The sequence below is a fragment of the Xanthomonas sp. SS genome (assembly GCF_014236835.1).
Classification (GTDB): Bacteria; Pseudomonadota; Gammaproteobacteria; order Xanthomonadales; family Xanthomonadaceae; genus Xanthomonas_A.
In genome coordinates, this window is the sequence record NZ_CP051190.1 from 145152 (window position 1) to 166469 (window position 21318).

At 67.2% G+C, this 21318-nt stretch carries 12 protein-coding genes and 1 pseudogene; 4 read left to right on the forward strand and 9 right to left on the reverse strand.

From position 1 onward, the window contains the following. Positions 1 to 2: 2 nt before the first annotated feature. From HEP74_RS00700 to HEP74_RS00710, 3 genes are all read right to left on the reverse strand, one after another. The gene (locus HEP74_RS00700; protein ID WP_185814757.1) at positions 3 to 542 is read right to left on the reverse strand and encodes a phage tail protein; all 540 of its coding nucleotides are present in this window, start codon (positions 540 to 542) and stop codon (positions 3 to 5) included. A 60-nt stretch (positions 543 to 602) separates the two neighbouring features. Further along, positions 603 to 1130: a phage tail protein gene (locus HEP74_RS00705; RefSeq protein ID WP_185814758.1), complete on the reverse strand. Its 528-nt coding sequence runs from the start codon at positions 1128 to 1130 to the stop codon at positions 603 to 605. A gap of 67 nt (positions 1131 to 1197) precedes the next feature. Further along, on the reverse strand, positions 1198 to 1743 hold the full coding sequence (locus HEP74_RS00710; protein ID WP_185814759.1) for a phage tail protein: 546 nt from the start codon (positions 1741 to 1743) through the stop codon (positions 1198 to 1200). A gap of 267 nt (positions 1744 to 2010) precedes the next feature. Between HEP74_RS00710 and HEP74_RS00715 the strand changes: the two genes are divergently transcribed. The 4 genes from HEP74_RS00715 to recD all read left to right on the forward strand — a co-directional run bounded on the left by HEP74_RS00715 (position 2011) and on the right by recD (position 16592). Continuing rightward, on the forward strand, positions 2011 to 6519 hold the full coding sequence (locus tag HEP74_RS00715; protein WP_524540759.1) for a putative Ig domain-containing protein: 4509 nt from the start codon (positions 2011 to 2013) through the stop codon (positions 6517 to 6519). 629 nt (positions 6520 to 7148) lie between these two features. Then, entirely contained in the window at positions 7149 to 10562 is a 3414-nt protein-coding gene (recC, locus tag HEP74_RS00720; protein WP_185814761.1) for an exodeoxyribonuclease V subunit gamma, read from the forward strand. Then, positions 10559 to 14383 carry an exodeoxyribonuclease V subunit beta gene (recB, locus tag HEP74_RS00725; RefSeq protein WP_185814762.1) on the forward strand — a complete coding sequence of 1275 codons (3825 nt, stop codon included), beginning with the start codon at positions 10559 to 10561 and terminating at the stop codon, positions 14381 to 14383. The genes recC and recB overlap by 4 nt, the downstream gene beginning before the upstream one ends. 205 nt (positions 14384 to 14588) lie before the next feature. Continuing rightward, the gene (recD, locus tag HEP74_RS00730) at positions 14589 to 16592 is read left to right on the forward strand and encodes an exodeoxyribonuclease V subunit alpha (protein WP_185814763.1); all 2004 of its coding nucleotides are present in this window, start codon (positions 14589 to 14591) and stop codon (positions 16590 to 16592) included. 73 nt (positions 16593 to 16665) lie between these two features. Here the strand turns inward: recD and HEP74_RS00735 are convergent, their stop codons facing one another. The 6 genes and pseudogenes from HEP74_RS00735 to HEP74_RS00760 all read right to left on the reverse strand — a co-directional run bounded on the left by HEP74_RS00735 (position 16666) and on the right by HEP74_RS00760 (position 21109). Continuing rightward, on the reverse strand, positions 16666 to 16974 hold the full coding sequence (locus HEP74_RS00735; protein ID WP_185814764.1) for a type II toxin-antitoxin system RelE/ParE family toxin: 309 nt from the start codon (positions 16972 to 16974) through the stop codon (positions 16666 to 16668). After that, positions 16971 to 17156: a hypothetical protein gene (locus HEP74_RS00740; RefSeq protein ID WP_080627620.1), complete on the reverse strand. Its 186-nt coding sequence runs from the start codon at positions 17154 to 17156 to the stop codon at positions 16971 to 16973. Before HEP74_RS00740 ends, HEP74_RS00735 begins: the two co-directional genes overlap by 4 nt. 196 nt (positions 17157 to 17352) lie before the next feature. Continuing rightward, on the reverse strand, positions 17353 to 17685 hold the full coding sequence (locus HEP74_RS00745) for a hypothetical protein (protein ID WP_185814765.1): 333 nt from the start codon (positions 17683 to 17685) through the stop codon (positions 17353 to 17355). 210 nt (positions 17686 to 17895) lie between these two features. Next, positions 17896 to 18342, reverse strand: a complete 447-nt coding sequence (locus HEP74_RS00750; RefSeq protein ID WP_255427834.1) for an HIT family protein — start codon at positions 18340 to 18342, stop codon at positions 17896 to 17898. Positions 18343 to 18536: 194 nt separating this feature from the next. Further along, positions 18537 to 20141, reverse strand: a complete 1605-nt coding sequence (locus tag HEP74_RS00755; protein WP_185814766.1) for an ATP-binding protein — start codon at positions 20139 to 20141, stop codon at positions 18537 to 18539. Between the two features lie 144 nt (positions 20142 to 20285). Beyond that, positions 20286 to 21109: pseudogene (locus tag HEP74_RS00760) on the reverse strand (restriction endonuclease). Positions 21110 to 21318: the final 209 nt, after the last annotated feature.

The following is a 21318-nucleotide window of genomic DNA, read 5'->3' on the forward strand; positions in this document are numbered from 1 at the left end:
CCTCAGTCGAACGATGGGTAGACGCCCGACAGCGCGATGCAGAAGTTCACCGCCAGATAGGGCTGCTGGTTCTCGTGCGCCAGGCCGGTGCCGGTGGGCAGCAGTGCCGTCGGCGAGAATTGGGCCTCAGGCTGCGCCACCGTCGCGAACGGACGCGCCGCAGCGCTGCCCAGCGACGACAGCGCCGCGCCGTTGGCGGGCGTGCCGGTTCTCTTGGCCGGGTCCGGTTGCGAGAACGCGGTGATGCCGTGCTGGTGCGGCGGGATCTGCGTAGTCGACAGACTCACTCCGGCCGAGCCGAAGCTGTCGCCGCGCTGCCGGCTACTCAATCCCGGCCCCTGGCCCTGTTCGCAGCTGGCACGCCCGCAGAAATTCGGCAGTTGGAACGTCGTGCTGCCGTTGCCGCCGTAGGCGGTGCCGAGCAGCGAGTACAGCGTGGTGTTCTGCTGCAGCGGCAGCATGGCACCGTTGCACAGCGCCCAGCCGACGGGATTGAAGTCGAAGCCGAACAGCTGGATTTCGCCGATATAGGGTTCGGTCATGAACGCGGTCCTCCGGTGGAACGGGCAGGCACCACGGCGAGCGCGGCGCGGCGAATGGGGTCAGCTCTGCTGCGGAAAGATGCCGGCGGTGGAGATGCAGTACTGCACCGTCAACGTTGGCATGACGTTGTCGTGCGGCAGGCTGCCACCCGTGATCGTGGTCGACTGCGTCGCCATTGGCAACGCAACGACGCCGCTGATGTCGGTCGCATAGAACATGTCGCCGGCGACCGTGCCGGGCAGCAGGCCGGTCGGTGCGGTGGCAGTGGCGGCGGCGGTCGTGGCCACCAGCGTATGCGTGTGCGCGGGCATCTGCAGGCCGGTCAGCGTGACCGTCTCGGTGCCAGAGGTTTGCGCGATGACATAGTTGCTCAGGCCCGGTCCCTGTCCCTGGTGCAGCGGCAGGCGCCCACGCAGGTCCGGGACCGCGAATGTGTTCTGCCCGTCACCGCCGTAGGTGGTGCCGATCAGCATGAACAGGACTTCGTATTCGGAGATCGACAACAGGCTGCCGTCGCACGCCTGCCAGTTCTGCGGGGTGCGGCCGAAGCCGAACATGCGGATCTCGCCGATGAAGGGAGTGGCCATGGTGTCCTTCCTGGTCGTGGTGCGCCGCGCGCCGCTGTCGGCACGCCGCGTGTATGAAGTGCCGGCGCTAGCTGCGCGAGGGGAAGATGCCGTTCAGCGCGATGCAGAAATTGATCGTGGTGTACGGCTGCAGGTTTGGATGCGGCTGGCTGCCGCCGGCCGGACCCACCGTCGCCGGATTCATCGCCACCAGCGTCCCGGGCGCCGCATACAACGCGGTGGCCGGACCGGTGGTGCTGGCGTTGTTGGCGAACGAGCGGCCGGAGGGATTGCGGTTGTTGCCTGTGGTGTTCGAGCACTCCAGCAAATGATTGTGCGCGGGCAGATTGCTGGGCAGCAGCGAAACGTTCTCGGCGCCGGCGCTCTGGCCCATCGGCAGCGGCGACGGTTGCCAGGCCGGATCGGCCGATGGCGAGGAGCCGACCGGGGTGCGCCCGCGCATGTCCGGCAGCGCGAAGGTGGTGCTGCCATTACCGCCGAAACGGTTGCCGAGCAGGCTGAAAAGCACCTGGTTCTGGTTGATTGGCAGCACCTGCCCGTTGCACTGCGCAAAATACTTGGGCGCGAAAACGAAGCCGGTCATCATGATCTGACCAACGAAGAACTCGCTCATGCGGATCTCCCCCCGAATGGTTTGACGCCGACATCGTGCCTGGCGCAGCCGTACTTAAACACGTCCCTTGCGCGATACAAGTCTTGATAATGCTGAACTAGACAGTTTCAGCGCATTTGTTGCTTTACGAATATGTGAATTTACTGTTCAAATGTCGCTGCAGCGTGGAGGGGAATATGCCTTTTAAGGCCTATAACCATGCTGTCCGAGGCACCAGGAGCGTTGCCGGCGCCAGTGGGATGGCGTGATCTTCCGGGGAAGTGGAATATGTCTACGAATTGCACCGCTGCGCACGCAAGTGCGCGTGCCTTTGTGCGCTTGCCGCTGATTTTTGCGCTGCTGCTGCTGACGATGTCGTATTCCGGCCTGGCCGCCGCAGCGGCCTCGCAGTACTGCCCGACAGTAAGCAGGACCGTTGTGCAGGGCAACTCCGTCGTCATCGACGTCAGCAATTGCGACGGGCCGTCTGATCTCGGACTCGGTGAGGACAGTAGTCAGCCGACAAACGGCACCAGCGTGCTTAGTGGCCTCGGCGCAGGCGGGGCGCAGACCGTCACCTATACCCACAACGGCAATGCGGCAACTTCCGACAGCTTCTATTACTTCGACGGAGACGGCGACACCATCACCTTCAACATCACCATCACCCCGGCGCTGTCGGCCAGCATCGCCGTCTCGCCGGCCAGCCGCAACGAAGACAGCGGCGCGGCCTTCACCTACACGGTGACGTTGAGCCAGACCAGCAATTCGGCGACGACGGTGAACATCGCGTCCAGCGGCACCGCCACCAGCGGCGGGGACTACACCGGCGCGGTTGGCAGCGTCGTGGTCCCGGCCAATACCACCACCGCCACCTTCGCCATCACCCCGGTCGCCGACGGCACCGTGGAAGCGAACGAGACGGTGATCATGAGCGTGGCCAGCGGCAGCGGCTACGGCATCGGCAGCCCGTCCAGCGCCACCGCCACCATCCTTGACGACGACGTGCCCAGCGCGTCGATCGCGGTGTCCCCGGCCAGCGTGTCCGAGGACGGCGCCACCAATCTGGTCTACACCGTCACGCTCGACCAGGCACCGGTGAACGCGACATCGGTCGCCTTCAACGTCGGCGGCAGCGCGACCTCGGGCAACGACTACGCGGCCGTGAGTTCGCCGCTGGTGATCGGCGCCGGTCAGACCAGCGGCACCATCACCATCAACCCGACCGCCGACAGCACCGTCGAACCCGACGAAACCGTGGTGATCAGCCTGGCCTCGGGCAGCGGCTACAGCGTGGGTTCGCCCGATAGCGCCACCGGCACCATCGCCAACGACGATGTGCCTTCGCTAAGCATCAACAATGTGAGCCTCAACGAAGGCGATGCCGGCACCAGCAACGCGACCTTCACCGTCTCGCTGAGCCAACCGGCCGGCGCCGGTGGCGTCAGCTTCGACATCGCCACGGCCGATGGCTCCGCCACTGCGGGCGTGGACTACGTCGCCTCGAGCCTGACCGGGCAGACCATCCCCGCCGGCAGCAGCAGCGCCACCTTCACCGTGCTGGTCAACGGCGACACGCTCAACGAGGCCAACGAGAACTTCTTCGTCAACGTCAGCAACGTCAGCGGCGCCAGCGTCAGCGACCCCCAGGGCCAGGGCACCATCGTCAACGACGATGCGCAGCCGACGCTGTCGATCGACGATGTCAGCGTCAACGAAGGCAACAGCGGCACCACCACGGCCACCTTCACGGTGAGCCTGAGCGCGGCCAGCGGCCAGACCGTATCGGTCGACTACGCCACCGCCGACGGTACCGCCACCGCCGGCAGCGACTATGTCGCGCGCGTCGGTACGCTGACCTTCGCGCCGGGGACCACCGCGCAAGGCGTTGCGATCACCGTCAACGGCGATACCGCGGTCGAGCCGAACGAGACCTTCAGCGTCGATTTGTCCGGCGCCAGCAACGCGGGCATCGCCCGCGCCACCGGCACCGGCACCATCACCAACGACGACGCGGTGGTGACGGTCGGTCCGGCGTCGCTGCCATCGGCGACGGCGGGCACCGCCTACAACCAGACCCTGAGCGCCAGCGGCGGCACCGCGCCGTACACCTTCGCGGTCAGTGCCGGTACGTTGCCGACCGGTTTGACCTTGAGCGCCGCCGGCGTGCTGTCCGGCACGCCCACTGCAAGCGGCAGCTTCAACTTCATGGCGACCGCCACCGACAGCGGCGGCAGCCCCACCAGCGGCAACCGCGCCTACGCGCTGGTCGTGGCCAGCCCGACGCTCAGCCTGCCGGCCACCACCCTGGCGGGCGGTACCGCAGGCCAGGCGTACACGGCCGCCATCAACCCGGCGACCGGCGGCATCGCGCCGTACACCTATGCGCTCAGCGCCGGCGCGTTGCCGGCCGGCGTCACGGTCAACAGCGCGACCGGTGCACTCAGCGGCACGCCGACCGTGGCCGGCAATTTCAACTTCAGCCTGACCGCGACCGACAGCACCACCGGCAGCGCCGGGCAGGCGAGCCAGAGCTACAGCCTGAACATCGTGTCGCCGACGCTGACCATCGCGCCGCCGACCTTGCCGGCCGGTACGGCCGGCAGCGCCTACAGCCAGACCCTGACCGCAAGCGGCGGCACCGCACCGTACAGCTACGCGGTCAGCGCCGGCGCGTTGCCGACCGGGCTGAGCCTTGCGGCCGGTGGCGCGCTGGCGGGCACCCCGACGGTTGCCGGTAGTTTCGCCTTCACCGTGACCGTCACCGATGCAGGCGGCTTCACCGCGGCGCAGGCTTACATGCTGTCGATCGTCGCGCCGACGCTGGTCATCGCGCCGCCGACGCTGCCGTCAGGCAAGGTCGGCACCGCCTACAGCCAGACCCTGAGCGCCAGCGGCGGCACCGCGCCTTACAGCTATGCGGTCAGCGCCGGTACCTTGCCGGCCGGTCTGACCCTGGCTGCGGGCGGCGCGCTCTCGGGAACCCCGACCGCCATCGGCAGTTCCGCCTTCACCGTCAGCGTCACCGACGCGCACGGCTTCACCGCGGCACAGGCCTATACCGTGGCGATCGTCGCGGCGGTGCCGGCACCGGTGGCGGTGGACGATACCGGCGCCACGCTGGTCGAGACCGCGCTGACCCTGGCGGTGACCGGCAACGACACCGGCAGCATCGACACGATCGCGGTGACGACGGCGCCGACCCACGGCACCGCAGTGGTGACTGGCGTGCAGCTGGTGTACACGCCGGCCGCCGGCTATGTCGGCGCCGACACCCTGAGCTATACCGCCACCGGCGCCGGCGGCACCTCGGCGCCGGCCACGGTCACCCTCACCGTCAATGCGCGCCCGGTCGCGGCGTCGGTGACGATGCAGGCGGTGTCCGGCGAAGCGCAGACGGTGGACCTGACCCGCAACGCGACCGGCGGGCCGTTCGTGGCCGCCGCGCTGGTGGCGATCATGCCGGCCAATGCCGGTACCGCGACCATCACCCGCAGCGGCGGCGCAGCGGCGGCTGGTGTTCCGACCGCAGCCGCGGCCGATGGCCCCAGCTTCATGATGACCTTCACCCCGAACCCGGCCTTCTCCGGCCAGGCCACGGTGCGCTTCACCCTGTCCAACGCCTATGCGACGTCGGCCGAAGCGGCCATCGTGTTCGTGGTCGCGCCGCGTCCGGATCCGACCCTGGATGCGGAAGTGCGCGGCCTGATCGATGCGCAGGCCGAATCGACCCGGCGTTTCGCCAAGGCGCAGATCGACAACTTCCAGCGCCGGCTGGAGGCGACCCACCGCGGCGATCGCAGCTTCGACAACAGCCTGAGCTTCCAGTCCACCTCGCACTGCCGCCAGGCCGAGCGTGGCATGCCCGCGCAGCCGTGCAGCCAGGCTACCTGGGACAAGGATGCGGATCTGGATGCCGACGACGCGGCGGCGACACCGACCGCCAGGACCGCGGTCAACGGCGAACTCGGCCTGTGGGTGGGCGGTGCGATCCGCTCCGGCAGCCTGGACAAGCAGGCCCAGCGCGCCGGTGTGGACTTCCAGTCCGACGGCCTGAGCATGGGTGCCGATTACCGTGCCGCGGATGCGCTGGCGCTGGGTGCCGGTGTGGGCTGGGGCCGCGACGACAGCGACGTCGGCAACAACGGCAGCCGCAGCAAGGCGACTGCCTACACGCTGGCGGTGTATGCCAGCTTCCATCCGGGCCGGCATTTCTTCTTCGACACCCTGGTCGGCTACCAGTTGCTGTCCTACGACCTGCGCCGCTACGTGACCGGCAACGGCGAACTGGCCGAAGGCCGCCGCGACGGCAGCCAGTGGATCGCCTCGCTGTCCACCGGTGCCGACCTGCAGCACGGCGACTGGCAGATCACGCCGTACGCTCGCGTGGACATGGCCCGCGCCACGTTGGATGCTTACAGCGAAGAGGCGATGGTGCCGTACGCGCTGCACTACGCGGACATGGACGTGTCCACCACCACCGGCAACCTCGGCCTGCGCCTGGAGTGGCGCCGCGAGATGAGCTGGGGCCAGTTCACCCCGCAGCTGCGCGTGGAGTACCAGCGCGACTTCCAGGGCCGCGGCGACGCCACGCTGAGCTATGCCGACCTGACCGACGGCGGCCCGCTGTACCGCACCGGGCTGAGCGTGTTCGATCGCAACCGGCTGATGCTGGGGCTGGGCGCGGTGTTCACCACCGAGCAAGGCCTGTCCACCCGTGTCGAATACCGCGGCGTGACCGACGGCGACAGCGGCAACGACCAGACCTGGATGTTCAACGTCGAAAAGAAGTACTGACGCGATAAGCCCCTCTCCCGTCGGGAGAGGGGTTGGGCTGAGGGTCCGGCGCGAAAGCGTCTCGCGGAGTTTGGGGTGCACGAGGCTTCGTCCGGACCCTCATCCGCCCCTGCGGGGCACCTTCTCCCGATGGGAGAAGGGCACAGCCGTAGCCCCTCTCCCACCGGGAGAGGGGTTGGGGTGAGGGTACGGCGCGAAGCGTCTCGCGAAGTTTGGATGTGCGAGGCTCCGCCCGTACCCTCATCCGCCCCTTCGGGCCACCTTCTCCCGATGGGAGAAGGGAGCAGCCTAAGCCCCTCTCCCGTCGGGAGAGGGGTTGGGGTGAGGGTCCGGCGCGAAGCGTCTCGCGGAGTTTGGGTACACGAGGCTGCGCCCGTACCCTCATCCGCCCCTGCGGGGCACCTTCTCCCGACGGGAGAAGGGAGCAGCCGTAGCCCCTCTCCCCTCGGGAGAGGGGTTGGGGTGAGGGTACGGCGCGCAGCGTCTCGCGGAGTTGGGGGTGCACGAGGCGTCGCTACCCTCATCCGGCGCTACGCGCCACCTTCTCCCGACGGGAGAAGGAACAGCCACCCAGCCACCACCACCGCGCAACGCCACCGCACCCGCGCATCCGGCACAATGCCGCACGCATGTACGCCCCTTCCGCGCCCGATTTCCGCCTGTACCCGTCCAACGCGCTGGATACCCTGGCCGCCCTGCTCGCCGAGGAACTGCGCCGGCCGGTGCCGGAGCAGCCGTTGCTGGCGCCGGAGGTAGTGCTGATCCCGCAGGTGGCGATGCGGCGCTGGCTGCAGTCCACGCTGGCCGCCGCGCACGGCGTCGCCGCGAATCTGGAATTTCTCACGCCCGGCGAATTCGTCGCGCGCGCGCTGGACGCCAATCTCGGCCCGGCCGCCGACGATCTGGACATGGCCACCACCCAGTGGCGGCTGTACGCGGCGTTGCAGGCCGATCTCGGCAGCGATGCGGCCCTCGCACCGCTGGCCGGCTATCTGGCCGACGGCGATGCGCTCAAGCCCTGGGCGCTGGCCGGCGAGCTGGGCAACGTATTCGAGAAATACCAGGCCTGGCGCCGCGACTGGCTGCTGCGCTGGGAAAGCGGCGCCGACGCCGACGACCCACAGGCGCGCCTCTGGCGCCGGATCGCCAGCGGCCGCCAGTACCGCGCGCGCCGCATCGGCCAGTACCTGGACCGCTACGCGCGGCCCGACGGCCCGCTGCCGCAAGGCCTGCCGAAGCGGCTGTTCGCCTTCGCCATCCTCAACATCTCGCCCGACGTGCTGCGCGTGCTGGCCACGCAGGCGCGCGTGGGCACGCTGCACTTCTACCTGCCCACGCCGACCCAGGGCTACTGGGGCGATCTGCAGACGCTGTGGCAGCGCCGCCGCGAGGACGGCGCGGTCGACCTGTTCGCCGCGCAGGTGCAGGAAAACCCGCTGCTGCAGGCCTGGGGCGCGGCCGGGCGCGACTTCATGGCGCTGGTCGGCGACTACGAAGTGGTGCACCCGCTGGCCGAGATCGCGGTCTACGCCGATCCTTTGGCATCCGGCCATCGCCCGCTCGCCGACGGCGGCCTCGGCGACAGCCTGCTGCGGCGCATGCAGAGCGACCTGTTCCACCGCCGCGCGCCGGCCGTGCCCGCGCCGATGCCGCAGGTAGACCTGGCCGATCCCAGCCTGCAGGTGCATGCCTGCCACACCCGCCTGCGCGAACTGCAGGTGCTGCACGATCAACTGCGCGCGCTGCTCGACGACCTACGCTTCGACCCACCGCTGCAGCCGCGCGAGATCGCGGTGCTGTCGCCGGACATCGATCCCTACGTGCCGTATCTGGACGCGGTGTTCGGCGGCCACGGCCGCGACGACGCGCTGCCCTACGCGCTGGCCGACGCCAGCCCGCTGGCCAGCGAGCCGCTGGCCGAAGTGTTCCTGACCCTGCTCGGCCTGCCGCTGTCGCGCTTCGGCCTGCACGAAATCCTCGACCTGCTGGCCAGCGCGCCGATCGCCGAGGCCGCCGGGCTGGACGAGACCGGGCTGGAGCGCCTGCGCGGCTGGCTGCATGCTGCCGGCGTGCGCTGGGGCCTGGATGCGGCGCACCGGCACCGCCACCAGGCGCCGACCGACGATGCCTATACCTGGCGCTTCGCGCTGGACCGGCTGCTGCTCGGCCACGCCAGTGGGGCCGAGGACGATATCGCCGGCGTCGCGCCATGGCCGCAGCTGGAAGGCAGCGCACTGGTCGCGCTGGACACGCTGCTGCGGTTGCTGCGCGTGCTCGACCGCCACCAGGCCATGCTGGCCGAGCCGATGCCACCGGCCGACTGGCGCGAATGCCTGCTCGGCTTGCTCGATGCGCTGATCCCGCAGGCACCGTCGGCGCCGCGTGCGCAACGCGCGCTGGAACGGCTGCGCAGCGTGATCGACCAGTTCGCCCGCGACGCCGCCCGCGCCGAGTACGCCGGCAAGGTTCCGGCCGAGGTGGTGCGCGCGCATTTCGCCGCGGTGCTGGGCGAATCGGACACGCGCGCGCCGCTGCTCACCGGCGGCATCAGTTTCGGCCGCATGGTGCCGATGCGCCTGCTGCCGTTCCGCGTCATCTGCCTGCTCGGCATGAACGACGGCGACTTCCCGCGCCGCGACCCGGCCGCCGGCCTCAACCGCCTCACCGCCGAACTGGGCAGCGAGCGCCGCCGCCACGGCGACCGCTCCACCCGCGAGGACGACCGCTTCCTGTTCCTGCAGCTGTTCGCCTCGGCGCAGGACGTGTTCTACCTCAGCTACCTCGGCGCCGATGCGCGCGACGGCAGCGTGCGCGAGCCGTCGGTGCTGGTCAGCGAACTGCTGGCCAGCGCCGCGCAGTACCACGCCGAACCGAAGGCCAGCGAACACCTCGTGGTGCGCCACCCGCTGCAACCATTCGCCGCCGCCGCGTTCGGTGCGCTCGGCGAAGACGGCGCCGATCCGCGCCGCTTCAGCTATCGCCGGCAGTGGCGGCCGGCGGTGGACAGCCTGGCCGGACAGCGCCAGGCGCTGCTGCCGTGGGTCGCCGCGGCATTGCCCGCGGACGCCATGGCCGTGCCGACCAGCGTGGCGATCGACGACCTGCGCCGCCTGTTCGCCGATCCGGCCGGGCAGTTCCTACGCCATCGCTTGGGGATGCGCCTGCCCGACCCGGCCGGCGAGGACAGCGACCTGGAGCCGTTGCTGGCGCCGGGCAGCGGCCTGGACCAGTACGGCTTGCAGCAACAGGTGCTGGAGGCCGCACTGAGCGACAACACGGAGGGACTGTACGCGCGATTGCGCGCGCGCGCGCTGCTGCCGTCCGGGCCGTTGGGCCGGCGCCTGCTCGACGAGCGCCTGCGCCAGCTGCGCCCGTACGCGCAGGCGTTCGCGCAGTGGCGCGGCGAAGCGCCGGCGCAGTCGCAACGGTTGCAGGTGCAGATCGACGGCATCGAGCTGCACGGCCGCCTGCCCGGCTGGTACGCGAGCGGGGTAGGGCGGGTGCAGGTCGGTGCGCTCAGCGGCCGCGCGACGATCCGCCACGGCCTGGAATGGCTGCTGCTGCGCGCCGCCGGCGAACGCGTGCCGTTCGTGCGCTTTTTCGAAGACGACGACGGCCTCGGCCCGCATCCCATGCAGGGGGAAGCAGCCGAACCGCTGGCGCAGGCGCAGGCGCAGGCGGCGTTGGCCGAGCTGCTGCGGATGTATCGGCAGGGCCTGCAGGCGCCGCTGGCGTTCGCCCCGTACAGCGGCTGGAAATACCACCAGGCCGCGCGCAACGACGACCTCGACAAGGCGATCAAGGACGCCGCCGCGCAATGGCAGGCCAGCTTCGGCTGGAGCGAAGCGGACACGCCGGAACTGCGCCTGGTCCACCGCGGCCGCGACCCGTTCGCCGACGCGCAGCGCTTCGCCGAATTCGCCGCCACCAGCCACACGCTGTACTCCCTGCTCGAACGCGGCAGCGCCGACAGTGCGCTCGATCCAGCAAGGCTGGCCGAAAGCTGGCGGCAGTGGCGCAGCGCGCAGGAGGATGCCGAATGAGCGTCCCATCCGCCACCGACCCGTACCTGACCTTGCCGCTGCACGGCGTACGCCTGATCGAGGCCAGCGCCGGCACCGGCAAGACCTTCACCCTGGCCACGCTATTCACCCGGCTGGTGGTCGAGCGCGGCCTTCGCATCGGCCAGATCCTGGCAGTCACCTTCACCGAGGCCGCCACCCAGGAACTGCGCCGGCGCATCCGCGAGCGCCTGGCGCTGGCGGCGACGTTGGTGCCCACGGCTGCTCCTGTAGGAGCGGCTTCAGCCGCGACAGAAATCGCAGGCGACCTGGCGCCGACAGAAATCGCAGACGACCTGTCGCGGCTGAAGCCGCTCCTACAGGACGCGCCGGACGCCGCGCTCACCCGCGCCATCCTCGACGCGCACCTGGCCGCCAGCGACGAAACCCCCGCCGCCCTGCGCCGCCGCCTGCAACAAGCGGTGGAGGAAATCGACCTCGCCGCCATCTTCACCATCCACGGCTTCTGCGCGCGGGTGCTGCGCGAGCACGCGCTGGAGAGCGGCCAGACCTTCGCTGCGCCGGAACTGTTGGCCAACGACCGCGACCTGCTCGGCGAAGTCGCCGCCGACCTGTGGCGCCAGCGCGCCGCCGACGCGGCGATGGCCGATGACCTGGTCGCGCTATGGCCGGGTGGCCCCGACGCGCTGGCCAGCGACCTGCGCCAACTGGTGCGACATCCGCAACTGCTGCCGGCGGCACCGGCGTTGGCCGACGATGTTGCCGCGGCCACGCAGCAGGTGCAGGACGCGGCCGCCGCGCTCGCCGCCGCCTTCCACGCGCACGGCACCGCGTTCTTCGAAGCGATCGCCGCCGCCATCGAAGACGGCGCGCTGAGCAAGGTCAGCTACAAGCCGGAATGGCTGGCATCGCTGTGGCATTGGTGCGAAGGCTTCGCCGCCGCGCCTGCGGCCGGCCTCCCGCCGCACGCCAAGCTGATCAAGCTCACCGCGACGGAACTGACGTCCGGCACCAACAAGAAATTCGTCGGGCGCACGCCGACCTCGCCGATGAGTCACGAAGTCGACGGCTACCTGGCCGCGCTGGCGCGGTTGGAGGAAGCGCGCGCCAGGCGCCGTATCCGCCTGCTGCACGCGCTGCGCGGCGACGCGGTCGCGCGGCTGGCCCTGCTCAAGCGCCAGCGCCGCGTGCAGACCTACGACGATCTGGTCGATGGCGTCGCGCACGCATTGCGGTCCGACGGTCCGCAGGCCGAAGCGCTGGCGCGGCGGCTGCGCGCGCAATACGCCATCGCCCTGGTGGACGAATTCCAGGATACCGACGACCGCCAATGGTCGATCTTCTCCAACGTGTTCGGCGAAGGCGAGTTGGCGTGCGCGGCGGCGCTGGAACCGGCGCTGTTCGTGATCGGCGATCCCAAGCAGGCGATCTACGGCTTCCGCGGCGGCGATGTGCAGACCTACCTGGCCGCGGCCGCCGATGCCGAACCGGCGCCGCCGCTCGGCCACAACTTCCGCTCGCGCCCCGCGCTGCTGGCGGCGATCGACGCGCTGTACGCGCAGGCCGGCTACGCGCAGGCGTTCCTGACCGAGGGCATCGCCTTCCATCCGGTGCAGCCCGGCAGCAAGCGCCACGACGCGGAGCTGCAGCGCAACGGCGCCACCGCGCCGGCGCTGACCCTGTGGCGCGCGCCGGAGCCGCCACCGCCACCGGCCGCGTCTGCGGCCAAAAGCACATCCGCAGGCAAGCCCAAACCCTGGAGCGCCGGCCGCGCGCGCGCGCTGTGCACCGCCGCCTGCGTCGCCGCGATCCGCGAATGGCTGGCCGGCGGCCGCGCCGGCACCGCGACGCTTGGCGGCCGCGCGGTGCAGGCCGGCGACATCGCGGTGCTGGTGCGCAGCCATGGCGAGGCCACCCGCATCCAGCAAGCGCTCGGCGCGGTCGGCATTCCCGCGGTGGCCGCCGGCAAGCAGAGCCTGTTCGCGACCGACGAAGCGCTGGAACTGCTGACCCTGCTGCAGGCGCTGCTCGATCCGGGCGACGACAGCCGCCTGCGCGCGGCGCTGGCGACGGTGCTGATCGGCGAAGACGCCGCCGCGATCGCCGCGCTCGAACACAACGGCGATCGTCACCGCAGTTGGCAGCAACAGGCACTGGACTGGCGCGAGCGCTGGCAGCGCGGCGGGCCGCTGGCCTTGATCGGCGACCTCGGCGCCGCGCACGCGCAGCGCCTGCTGGCGCTGGTCGATGGCGAGCGCCGCCTGACCAACTACCTGCAGCTGGCCGAGGTGCTACAGGAAGCCGACACCCGCGCGCTCGGCGCACACGGACTGGTCGATTGGCTGTCGCGGCGCATCGCCAACGCAGACGACAACGACGAGACCCAGCAACTGCGCCTGGAATCGGACGCGCGCCGGGTGCAGATCGTGACCCTGCACAAGAGCAAGGGCCTGGAATATCCGCTGGTGTTCCTGCCTTACGTCGGCATCGGCCGCAGCGACCGCGGCGCCGGCCGCCACTGCGTCGTGCACGCGCCGCCGCTCGGCCGCCAGCTACACTGGAACACAGGCAAGGACGACCCGGCCTGGAGCGCCGCCGAGGCGGCATGGAAACAGGAACAGCGCGCCGAGGACGCGCGCCTGCTCTACGTCGGCCTGACCCGCGCCGAGCACGCGCTGTGGATCGCCACCGGCCCGTTCCACCAGCACGAGCGCACCGCGCTGGCGGCGATGGTCCGCGACCCGGATGCATTGCAGGCGGCCGCAGGCGAGGGCGCGATCGCCATCGATACCACGCCGCCGCCAGCCAGCCTGCCGCGCCTGCCGTTGGCCGACGAGATCCAGGTGCCGCCGGCGCGGGTGCCGCAGCGGCATGTCGTGCCGGAGTGGTGGGTGTACAGCTTCACCCAGCTGGCCAACGCCGATGCCGGCGCCGCTACCGACCCGATGGCCAGCGCCACCGTGGTCGGCAGCGGCGGCAGCGACGAACCGTCCACCAGTGAGGCGGTGGCGACGACGCTGGACGTGGAAGCCTTCGACCGCCGCTTCACCGGCAACCGCTTCGGCGTGGCCATGCACGACGTGTTCGAACGCTGCGACTTCGCCGCCTGGCGCGATTGGATCCCCGGCCAACCGACACCCGACGGGCAGACCGCGGCGATCATCGAAGCCCTGCAACGCGGCGGCTACGCCCAGGACGAACTGGAGGACGGCGCCGCCATGCTCACCGCCCTGGTCGGCCACACCCTCACCGTCGCCCTGCCCGAAGGCACCCGCCTGGCCGCGGTACCCGAACCGCAGCGCCGCAACGAAATGGAATTCCACTTCGCCATGCGGCCCACCCGCGTCGATGCGCTGCTGGCCCTGCTGCACCGTTTCGGCGTGGTCGGCGAACGCCAGGCCTTCGGCGCGCGCCAGCGCCTGGAAGGGCTGATGACCGGCCTGATCGATCTCACCTACCAGCACGACGGGCGCTGGTACGTGCTCGACTACAAATCCAACCGCCTGCCCAGCTACGACCCCGACGCGCTGGTGCGGGCGATGGCGCACAGCGAATACGAACTGCAGGCGCTGATCTATACCGTCGCGCTGCACCGCTGGCTGCGTTTCCGCCTGGGCGAAAACTACGACTACGCCCGCGACTTCGGCGGCGTGCGTTACCTGTTCTGCCGTGGCCTCGACGCCACCCGCGACCCCTCGCCCGGCGTCCACGCCTGGCGCTTCGACCCCGATCTGGTCGAGTCCGTCGACGCCCTTTTCGCCGGTGCCCCGCTTCAGCCCCTCTCCCATCGGGAGAGGGGTTGGGGTGAGGGTACGTCCACTCACGGAGCCCCCACCCCGTGAACCAGCCCAACCTCCTAGCCGCCCTCCACCGCAGCGGCGCGCTACGCACCCTGGACGACGCCTTCGACCCCGCGCTGGTCGAAGCCGTCGACGCCCTGTCCGCCGGCGCCCCACTCAAGCCCCTCTCCCCTCGGCGACCGCAGGAAGTCCCCGTGGGAGAGAAGGGTTGGGTTGAGGGTACGTCCGCCCACGGAGCCCCCACCCGGTGAACCAACCCAACCTCCTGGCCGCCCTCCACCGCAGCGGCACCCTGCGCACGCTCGACCACGCCCTTGCCCAAACCCTGAGCCGTCTGGGCCCGGACACGCCCGACCTGGTCCTGTCCGCCGCCGCCCTGGCCTCGCTCGCCGTCGCCAGCGGCCACGCCGGCCTGGATCCCGCTCGCGCCAACGTCCTGCTGGATCCACGCGACGGCCCACCGCCACAACTCCCGGACCCCACCGACTGGCAACGCGCCCTGGCCGCCTCGCGCTGGATCGCCCAGCCCGCGCCCGAAGAACCGGCGGCCGCCGATTGCCCGCTGGTGCTGGAACACGGCCTGCTCTACCTGCGTCGCTACCGCGAATACGAGCGCCGCCTGGCGCAAGGCCTGCGCCGCCTTGCCGCGCAATCGCTACCGGTCTTCGACGTCGCTACGCTCGCTCCGCTATTCGCGCAGCTGTTTCCAAACGCAGCCGCGTCCCCTCTCCCATCGGAAGAGGGTGCCCGAAGGGCGGGTGAGGGTACGTCCGCCGCCGACCACCCCACCGACCACCAAGCCCAAGCCGCCGCACTCGCCCTGCGCCGCGCCCTGCTGCTGGTCACCGGCGGTCCCGGCACCGGCAAGACCACCACCATCGCCCGCCTGCTGCTGCTGCGCATCGCGCAGGCGCAGGCCACGGGCGCCGCCGCCCCGCGCATCGCCCTGGCCGCCCCCACCGGTCGCGCCGCCGAACGCATGGCCGAGAGCCTGCGCGCGGCGGTGACACGCGCGCTCGACAACGGCATCGACCCAGCCCTGGCCGCCGCGCTACCCACAGGCGCCAGCACCCTGCACCGCCTGCTCGGCGTCATCCCCGACCTGCCGCGTTTCCGCCATGACGCCGACAACCCGCTGCCGTTCGACCTGATCGTGGTCGACGAAGCTTCGATGGTCGACCTGCCGCTGATGTGCAAACTGGTCGAAGCGGTCGCCGACGGCACCCAACTGATCCTGCTCGGCGACGCCGACCAACTGCCTTCGGTCGAAGCCGGCGACGTGCTCGCCGCGATCCTGCAGGCCGCCGGCCCCGGCGACGCCCTGCAGCCGGACGATGCGCAAGCACTGCAGCCGCTGCTCGGCCACACCCACAGCGCCACCCACGTCGGCGGCCTCGCCGGCCACCGCGTGCACCTGCTGCGCGGCTACCGCCAGGCGCAGGGCTTCGCACTGGCGCCGCTGGCCGACGCCGTGCGCGCCGGCGATGCCGACACCGCGTTGGCCCTGTTGCACAGCGGCGAGCTGGCTGGCGTGCACTTCCACGAAGACAGCGAGGACCCGCTCGCCACCCGCCGCGACGCCCTGCTCGCGCACTGGCGCGCCCTGGCCGACGCCGAAGATCCCGCGGCCGCCCTGCGCGACGCCGCCCGCCTGCGCCTGCTCACCGCCGTACGCGCCGGCGCGCAAGGCGCACGCGGCCTCAACGCCCGCATCGAACAACTGCTGGCCGACAGCGGCGCCGGCGCGCGCCGCCTGGGCGCCGCCTCGCCCTGGTTCCACGGCCGCCTGCTGCTGATCACCGAAAACAGCTACCGCCACGGCCTGTTCAACGGCGACGTCGGCATCTGCTTGCGGGATGCGCAAGGTGCCCTGGTGGCCTGGTTCGAAGGCGAGGGCGACGGCCAGGTCCGCGGCTTCCACCCCGCCGCGTTGCCCGCGCACGAAAGTGCCTTCGCCATGACCGTGCACAAGGCGCAAGGCAGCGAGTTCGACGAAGTCTGGCTGCAACTGCCCACCCGCGACGCTCGCGTGCTCAGCCGCGAGCTGGTCTACACCGGCATCACCCGCGCGCGGCAGAGCCTGCATCTGGCCGCCAGCGAAGCCGTGCTGCGTGGCGCGCTTGCACGGCATGCCGCGCGGATCTCAGGGTTGGCGTGGCGCTTGGGTGGGGTGGAACAGGTTTCTGCACCGCCGTCGTCAATACTTCAAACAGAAGGCCAGCCGTTCCCTGTCCAACGCGCATTGTTCTAACCTATTCGGGCGAGCCGCAACGTCGATCTGATCCGCGTGCCGCAAGAGTCCTGGGCCACTCTCATGGCACAGATCAGCCGGCTTCCCACGGCGGGCGGGGCATCAGCGACAGGTCGCGCGCGCCATGCACGATGGCGAGAATTTCGACAACTGCCCCGTGCGAGCGATAGATGATGTGGTAACTCTGGAAAAGCAACTCGCGTACTGCAGGATTGCCGGCCTCAGGCACTTCTCGGCCGCGCTCGGGGAACGCCTGCAGCGACTCCGCTGCGTCGATGAGGCGATTGACGAAGAGGGCGGCGTAGAAAACGCTGTCGTGGGCGACATAGTCGCGGATGGCTTGCAGGGAATCGACCGCAGGCTCGGTCCAGACGATGTTCATCGGTCGAGAGCGAAGCGCCTTCTGACTTCATCATGCGGTACTACACGACCTTCTTCGGCTGCACGCAAGCCTTGTTCGATCTTCTGGCGAACGTAGATTTCGTACATCAGGTCGTCCCAACTGGCCTGTTCTGGCAGGCTACGCACTAGCTGTTCGGCTTCGGTTTTCATGCTGTTGGGCATGGGTGTGCTCCGTTACAGGGACAGGCCTACTTTAGCGAAGAACGGGGAGGGTAGAAATGGAGCCCCGGCGCAGCTAGCTGCGTTACCCGAGGCAGGCCCGTTGCACGGCGCTCCATCGCCACGCGTGGAGACGCCGCGCCGGCCCGAGAGGCAGCGGCGCGGCGTTCCTTCCAGGCCTAGCGCCCGGGCGACGCGCTCACTTGGCCGGAACGCGCTGGTACTCGTCGCTGCCGGTGCGCAGGTGGCCATTGGCCTGGTCGATGGCGAAGTTCACCGTTTCGCCGTCGTTGGAGACCTGCAGCACGTCGTCCTTGTAGATGGCCGGGTAGCTCTCGGTCTTGGGCTTGCGGCTGAAGAACCGCGGCGTGGTGTTGCGCACCATGAAGGACTCGCCATTGCGTTCGATGTCCATCACGTCGTCCTGCGACTGCACGTTGACCCAGTGGCCGACGAACTTTTCGCCCTCCACCTTGGCGCAGCCGGCCAGCAGCATCGCCGCGGCCAGCGCGGCACCCATCCACTTCGTCATTTACAGCGCTCCGGTGTTGAAATCGCGGCAAGGATGAGGCGTTGCGGCTGTATGGAAAGTCAAGAGTGCAGGGGGGGCGTCAGGCACCCATCGTGCCGAAAGGGCAGCCCCGCCAAGGGTTCCGCTGGGCCTTGCCCGGTGCTTGCGTCTCAGAGCTATGCACGGGGCCACAGCCAGGCAGGGGATGCAGGCAGTTCCAGGAGAGCACGCTTACGGCAGCGCAGCCCGAAGACGGGCGGCCAGCGCAATGCGCTCCTCGTTGGCGTAGCGCACTTTCTGCCCCCCATACAGCCCGTCGTTCGCGTAGCGCGGGAACACGTGCAGGTGGTAGTGCCACACATCCTGATTGCCGGCCGGCCCGTTGTGTTGGCGCGTGGAGATGCCTTCGCAGCCGAAGGCCGCCAGCATCGCGTGCGCCAGGCGCCGCGTGGCGCGAAAGACCTCGCGGCCCAGCTCGTCCGGCATGTCCAATACGTTCTCGTAGTGGCCACGCGGGATCACCAGGCAGTTGCCGTGGATGCCGCCGTAGTGGTGCGTCGGCACCAAGGCGTAAACGTTGGCATCCACCAGGACAACGGCCGATTCCGGTGCAGGCGAGGGCAGCGTGGCGGCGATACCGCAGAACGGACAGTCGTACCCGGGGGGAGCGTGCTGCATGAGGCGCAACGGCGAAGAGAACCCACTGTGGGGCGGGAGCGGATTCTGTGGTGCGTTCCGGCGACTCGTCAATCGGGCAACCCGGTCGGTGGGCTGGAGCTGACATCCACGCCGTCAGGTGATGGTGGCCGGGGAGGAGTGCACACTGACCCCGGTTTCCAGTAGGAAGTGAACCTGACCCCGTTTTTCGGTATCTAGCTTGGAAACCTCAGTCCAAATAGTAAATTAAGAACTTTCTCTACAACTTTACGATAATCATTTATTTGTGTATCGGTGATCTGTTGAGTAGCTCGCTCATGGATCAGTGAGTTTCTCAAGGAGTAGTAATGATCAATTTTTGCTATTAAGGTGGGCTCTAGTGAAATGTGCGACTGCACCTCTTTTACCACCGCCTTGCGTCCTTGTTCAAATAAAGTGGCAATGTTGCTATTCTTATATTTGTTGACTGGGAAAAGATCTTGTCGTGATACGATAAATTCTTTGATCGCAATTTCAAAGTTGCTATCAAGAAGAATTAGGGCAATACGGTTGCGTGTATCTATCTTTTGGCGAGATATTAGATCGACCATCCCCATTGCTTCTATCAAGCCTATCGTCCAAGGCTGTGCATTTATTTTGCGATGGTTGCGCTCCTTAAGCTCTTGGATTCGAGGCATTTTACGAATGCGTGGCAAGTCAGGAAGCACCATGCGTCGTTTTGTAGCTACATCCTCAGGCTGTACATCTTGTACTGATCCAGTTCGATATGCGTAAACTTCTTCTTCCCATTGTTTTTTAAGGCGGCGTGAGAGCGAAGAGTAATAGCTAACTAGGTTGATTAAGGTGGGGCGTAATTGTATGAATGTTTCATGGCTATAGTTTATTCCGCTTTTACTGCTAGTCCATGGCATAAGTTCTGCAGGGCCATGAATATTAACGATAACTCGACAAAGGGACGCGTCAGGGTGAGGTACGCCAGCTTCACCAGAAACAAAGTAACCCACATCGCGGGTTTTTAAGTCCTTAACTATAAGTCTATTGTTGCAGTAAAAATAAACCCCGTAATTTTCGGTCTCTGGATCTCGGTCATGAATTAAGCCCGCCTCTATTTTAACGGCTAGCTTTTTATTTTCGACAGGATGGACGTTAAATGTTGTTCGACGAGGGCCGAACTCTGGAGGGAATGCCCAACAGTCAAAGGTAATCGGATGAATTTGATCTTCATTTAGTTCTATAGAGCATCCGTTTTGGATGAACCATCCATATGTAGCCCGTAGATAATTATGTAGTTTGCTGATATCAGTATCGCTCATCTGTTGGCGAAGCTGAGATATCGTCACGCTCGTAGTATTTGGAGTGATATCAGGAATTTCATAAGCAGCAAGAGACCAATCATCATTTGCTAACCATTCCCGTGTAATATCGAGCTGAAGGCTCTTGCCTTTCTTATGGCGAGTTTGGATTTCAACTAATTCCCCCAAAGCGACCCCCGCACGCTTGCCGCCGACGCCAAAGGTGCCAATTATATTTTTTGAAGATTTATTTCGTGAGGCGCCTGGGGCTATTAGCAGCCTCAGCTGACTTTCTTGTACACCTCCAGCATCATCTATAACTCGAATAATCTGACGTGAATCATTTAAAATCACTTTAATGTTGAGTTGTGTTTTGCATCCGTTATCGATCCATAAGTCAATGGCGTTATCAATAAGTTCGCATATTCCTGTCAGAAGATCGTAGTCGCTGATAATTGATAAAAAAAGTCGCTTTTCTGGTGTTCCATCGATGACATCGAGTTGTTGTTTATGAGATACCCCTGCCATTGTCGATTCCTGTAATATAAAATAATTTTATATTGGTCCGTTCTGGACTGAAAAGAGCTTTAGCTCATTTGTGGCCAAGAATATTTCGAAAAGTTATCGTCCCAGCCATAACGCATGGCGAAATAAGTATGAATTTACATTCACCTACCCGGTTCCTCGGCATCCCGGGAACTGACTGCAGCCAAAGAAGACTTCACGTGTGAGCCTGTTGGTCCGCTGCACCAATGTGCTCCCACACTGTCGGCACGTGGGCGATTGAGTGGCACGTCGATCCTTGGGACAAGTGCTGGCTTGATCCGGGAATTGAGAGATGCCCCAGCCGCACCGCCGCGTTGTGTCGCCTGGATCATCTCTAGCAAGCGCTCGGCACCGATCAGCTCTATTGGTTTTCCCTGTGCAAACCGTGCCGCATCTTTCGTATAGCTGCCGATGCAAACAATCTTCACCGCGTGTGCCTGGTGATGCGCCAGCAGCCCATACATCTCGCGCACGACGCTGACGCCGACCTGCTGCCGTTTCCATTGCTTGCACTGCACCAGCGTGCGGCGGCCGTCCTTGTGCAGGATCAGGTCGATGCCGCCGTCAGCGCCACCCAAACCGGTTTCTTCCACGCTGTAGCCATGGCGGCGGAAGGCTTCGCCGACCAGCAATTCGAATTGGCGCCAACCGCCGGCGGCAATGCTTTCCAGGGTAGTACGGGTATCCAGTAGGCGGCCGCGATGGCGTGCGCCGAGGAAGGAGAAGAGCGCAGCGATCCAACAGACGATCAGCACGATCCACGCAAGCGGTGCGAGCGTGCTGTCCGAGTGCTGCGCGATGCCTTGCGCCAACATGCCGCCGTGCTGGGAGAGCCACAACGCGAGTCCATAGCGCACGGCAAGAAAGCCGGCGATGCCCACCGCTAGCCCAAGCGGCCACGGCAACGCAGCCAGCGCATCAAAACCGGTATTTCCCCGTTTACGTCCCATGCGACCCCCGTCCCAGAACCAACCATAGCGCCAGAATCAGCGGTTGTCCGCTTTGTACTGGCCCCGTCTACGAATCGAGACATGAGGGCTTCAAGGTAACGGTCTAGTCCACCGTCCGAAGGATATACGGGCCAGAGGAAATATGTTCCTCAAACAGGTATTTCTTCTGGTCTCATGGATCGAGGCGATGTCTTATCCATGGCTAATGG

What these genes read in the sequence shown, in the direction of transcription:
- HEP74_RS00755 (WP_185814766.1), bottom strand. Translation starts at nt 20,141, where the DNA reads ATGGCAGGGGTATCTCATAAACAACAACTCGATGTCATCGATGGAACA.
- HEP74_RS00750 (WP_255427834.1), bottom strand. Translation starts at nt 18,342, where the DNA reads ATGCAGCACGCTCCCCCCGGGTACGACTGTCCGTTCTGCGGTATCGCC.
- HEP74_RS00705 (WP_185814758.1), bottom strand. Translation starts at nt 1,130, where the DNA reads ATGGCCACTCCCTTCATCGGCGAGATCCGCATGTTCGGCTTCGGCCGC.
- HEP74_RS00710 (WP_185814759.1), bottom strand. Translation starts at nt 1,743, where the DNA reads ATGAGCGAGTTCTTCGTTGGTCAGATCATGATGACCGGCTTCGTTTTC.
- HEP74_RS00700 (WP_185814757.1), bottom strand. Translation starts at nt 542, where the DNA reads ATGACCGAACCCTATATCGGCGAAATCCAGCTGTTCGGCTTCGACTTC.
- recC (WP_185814761.1), top strand. Translation starts at nt 7,149, where the DNA reads ATGTACGCCCCTTCCGCGCCCGATTTCCGCCTGTACCCGTCCAACGCG.
- recB (WP_185814762.1), top strand. Translation starts at nt 10,559, where the DNA reads ATGAGCGTCCCATCCGCCACCGACCCGTACCTGACCTTGCCGCTGCAC.
- HEP74_RS00735 (WP_185814764.1), bottom strand. Translation starts at nt 16,974, where the DNA reads ATGAACATCGTCTGGACCGAGCCTGCGGTCGATTCCCTGCAAGCCATC.
- HEP74_RS00715 (WP_524540759.1), top strand. Translation starts at nt 2,011, where the DNA reads ATGTCTACGAATTGCACCGCTGCGCACGCAAGTGCGCGTGCCTTTGTG.
- HEP74_RS00745 (WP_185814765.1), bottom strand. Translation starts at nt 17,685, where the DNA reads ATGACGAAGTGGATGGGTGCCGCGCTGGCCGCGGCGATGCTGCTGGCC.
- HEP74_RS00740 (WP_080627620.1), bottom strand. Translation starts at nt 17,156, where the DNA reads ATGCCCAACAGCATGAAAACCGAAGCCGAACAGCTAGTGCGTAGCCTG.